General features: G+C 31.7%; 5 protein-coding genes. 1 reads left to right on the plus strand and 4 read right to left on the minus strand.

What is annotated here, in order from left to right; genetic code table 11:
* The 4 genes from P375_RS11740 to P375_RS12040 all read right to left on the minus strand — a co-directional run.
* A partial coding sequence (locus tag P375_RS11740) for an IS3 family transposase (RefSeq protein WP_039137255.1) occupies nucleotides 1-211 on the minus strand: 211 nt, incomplete at its 3' end.
* A gap of 50 nt (nucleotides 212-261) precedes the next feature.
* Nucleotides 262-408 carry a hypothetical protein gene (locus P375_RS12480; protein ID WP_155275609.1) on the minus strand — a complete coding sequence of 49 codons (147 nt, stop codon included), beginning with the start codon at nucleotides 406-408 and terminating at the stop codon, nucleotides 262-264.
* Nucleotides 409-417: 9 nt separating this feature from the next.
* Nucleotides 418-1,131: a DarT1-associated NADAR antitoxin family protein gene (locus P375_RS11745; RefSeq protein ID WP_052119418.1), complete on the minus strand. Its 714-nt coding sequence runs from the start codon at nucleotides 1,129-1,131 to the stop codon at nucleotides 418-420.
* Between the two features lie 11 nt (nucleotides 1,132-1,142).
* On the minus strand, nucleotides 1,143-2,210 hold the full coding sequence (locus tag P375_RS12040; RefSeq protein WP_052121846.1) for a DarT ssDNA thymidine ADP-ribosyltransferase family protein: 1,068 nt from the start codon (nucleotides 2,208-2,210) through the stop codon (nucleotides 1,143-1,145).
* Nucleotides 2,211-2,622: 412 nt separating this feature from the next.
* Here P375_RS12040 and P375_RS11755 point away from each other — a divergent pair, with 412 nt between their 5' ends.
* Entirely contained in the window at nucleotides 2,623-2,928 is a 306-nt protein-coding gene (locus tag P375_RS11755; protein WP_013744838.1) for an IS3 family transposase, read from the plus strand.
* The last annotated feature ends 57 nt before the right edge of the window (nucleotides 2,929-2,985 follow it).

Below are 2,985 nucleotides of genomic sequence, written 5' to 3' on the forward strand. Positions count from 1 at the left end.
CAAGCTCTCGTATCCGTTGCTGTTCCGGTGATAAGGGCTTCGTTCCGGGCAATACATAGCCTTGTTTTTCTGCTTGGACTTGTTTTATCCAACGACGTAATGCCGTTTCGCCTATCCCTAATTCCGAACAGGCTTGGGCAACAGAATAACCTTGCTCTGTGACTAATTTTACCGCGGCAACTTTGTAATCCGGGCTAAATGTTCTTCTCATCTTAATATCCTCTTTTTGTGATAGTTTACCACCTATTGAGGACTGCAAAATTAGTGTACCACTACAATTTGCTTAAATAATGCTATCGCCTTATCTAACTGATCTCCTTTAGCTAAAGCCTTAACACCCTCATTATATATATTTTTTACTGAATCATCTTGATCTGTCCAAATATTTTGAAATAATTTTTTAAACATAATTACTCCTTAAAAATTAAAGTTAGCCTGTTCATTACGATGAAAAATAAATTCTTTATTATATAAACTAAATTGCTGAGAAAAACCTATGGGATCTTCTATAAAATCTTTTACTGATTCATTTTCATAAAGTGATACACATAATGCCAATGTTCTTGCTTGACAACTAAATGATTTTTTAGGGTTAAACTCTATATCACTAAATGCCTCAAATTTACTTTCAAAAAATTTTTCTCTTAAATCCAGATTTCTATCTGAAAATAATACATTCAAATATAGCCAATCATAAAATAAACTTTGAGGTTCTAACGGATAATTTTTTTTATTAAACGTAAATTTAATTAAATTTCCACTTTTTCTTAAGCGTTCATCTTTCTTAGCCTCTCTTGGCGTAACTGTTAATAAATCACGAAAAGGTCCTCCTTTTTCAAAAACTTTACTGCTTTGAAATAGGTTTTCTACAGGATACCCCTTAATATTTTTTAAAAAAAATGCACTAAGTTGTATACCAATATCCTGCTCTGATTTACTTGATGCTTCTAAAATATGAGAAAACCCTTGTTTTCTTGCTTCATTATGCAAACTATTTATTGAGCGTTTTCTTACCTCTCTACTCATTCCCATATGCCAATCAAATGATATTTCACGTTCTATTACACCAATATCATTCCTATTTGGAATAAAAATAGGACGAATTGATTTACCAATACTTTTATTTTCCATTAACATTTATCCTAAAATAAAATAATACATATTATGATAATTAAAATTATCACACATATCCCTTCAAAACTATCTCCACTTGAATAACTTGATTCGCTATGATTAGTTTTTAAACTATCATTTCTACTAGTTTCTCCTGAATAACCTAGCTTACTATAATTAGATCTATTAGCTTTCAAACTATTATCGGTTTTTATTAGCTCCTTTTCCACTTCTTGTGATAGTCCTTCTTTAAACTTGACTAATCTATCTGCTCTCACTATCTGTATTGTTGAACCAATGCCATCACTAATTGAGTTAGTATTGGTAGTTAATAAACTTTTAACTTTAATAGGTTTAGGAGGGTCTGTAATAAGTAAATTTTTACGCTGTTCAAAAGAATTTTCTAAAAGCTCTTCATTATTGTATATGTCTTTTAATTCAATATTCCCATCTAATAATACTGATTCAATAGAAGATAGATATTCCAAAATTTCTTGATAACTTAAAGGTATATTTTGATCTTCTATAATGCATTTGATGTATTCAGGTTCAATAATATCTAAACATTGTACCTCAGCCTGATCTGATGTTGTTTCACAATTTTCTAACTCCATATTCCAGCTACGATGAATATCCTGTGGTTCTCTACCTGATTTTTGATAAGTTATAACATCAGAAAATAGATTTTCCAAGGCTTGCTCCGTTGAAAAGAGCGTTCTTTCCATACTTCGATAGCTCGCTGTAGCAGCATTATGTGGATAAAAAAGACAATTCTTTTTATATAAAATCGCAGGATCAATTAATAACAAGCAAAGATCAAACCCTTGCTTTCTCTTCATATCAAACATCCATTTATTTGGTTTACTAATAGATAAACAAATTGCATTTTTATTTTGATCATAACGAAATGAATCCGTAAAAATAGCAGTATGATCTAATAAATTTCTCGGTTTCAACCCTATACGTTTAATTTCTTTTAAATTTTTTCGAGGAGTAAAATGACATAGCCAGCGAATATTTCTTTGTTTAATAATTTCGCTGATTAACAACTGTTGTGGATCTAATATATCTAAATGGTAAAAAAAATTTTTTGCCATATATCTAACCTTATTTATAATAGAAATTGTTATATATAAATTCTGACTAATCTAAATAAGATAATAGGGTAATAGGATAAGAAAAATCCTATTACACATTATTATTTAGAGAACATAAAAAATTTTCCTTTCGGCAAAGGGTTTTGTTCTCTCTGTAAAGAGAGAACAACAGGGAGTATACTCCCTTGGAGTTGTTGAATATTTAATCTAAATTTAAGGGTGGGAAAGTGCTAAAAATGGTCATAAAAATATCGGAGGGTTAGCCTGTAATTTTAATCGTTTTACAATAAAAAGCGTTATAGGAAAAAGATAAAAAATACAAGCTATTGTAGGTTAAAATAAGTTATGTAGTGGTACACTAATTTTGCAGTCCTCAATAGGTGGTAAACTATCACAAAAAGAGGATATTAAGATGAGAAGAACATTTAGCCCGGACTACAAAGTTGCCGCGGTAAAATTAGTCACCGAGCAAGGTTATTCTGTTGCCCAGGCCTGTTCGGAATTAGGGATAGGCGAAACGGCATTACGTCGTTGGATAAAACAAGTCCAAGCAGAAAAGCAAGGCTATGTATTGCCCGGGACGAAGCCCTTATCACCGGAACAACAACGGATACGAGAGCTTGAACAACGCATTAAAATTCTCGAAGAGGATAAAGAAATCTTAAAAAAGGCTACCGCGATTTTTATGTCACTCGAGCGCAACGCTACCAAGCGGTAAAGGCATTAAAATCGTATGGAATAAAACGGGTTTGTGCGCTATTTTCGCTTTCAGAAC

It is taken from the genome of Gallibacterium genomosp. 2, from assembly GCF_000771895.1.
GTDB lineage: Bacteria > Pseudomonadota > Gammaproteobacteria > Enterobacterales > Pasteurellaceae > Gallibacterium.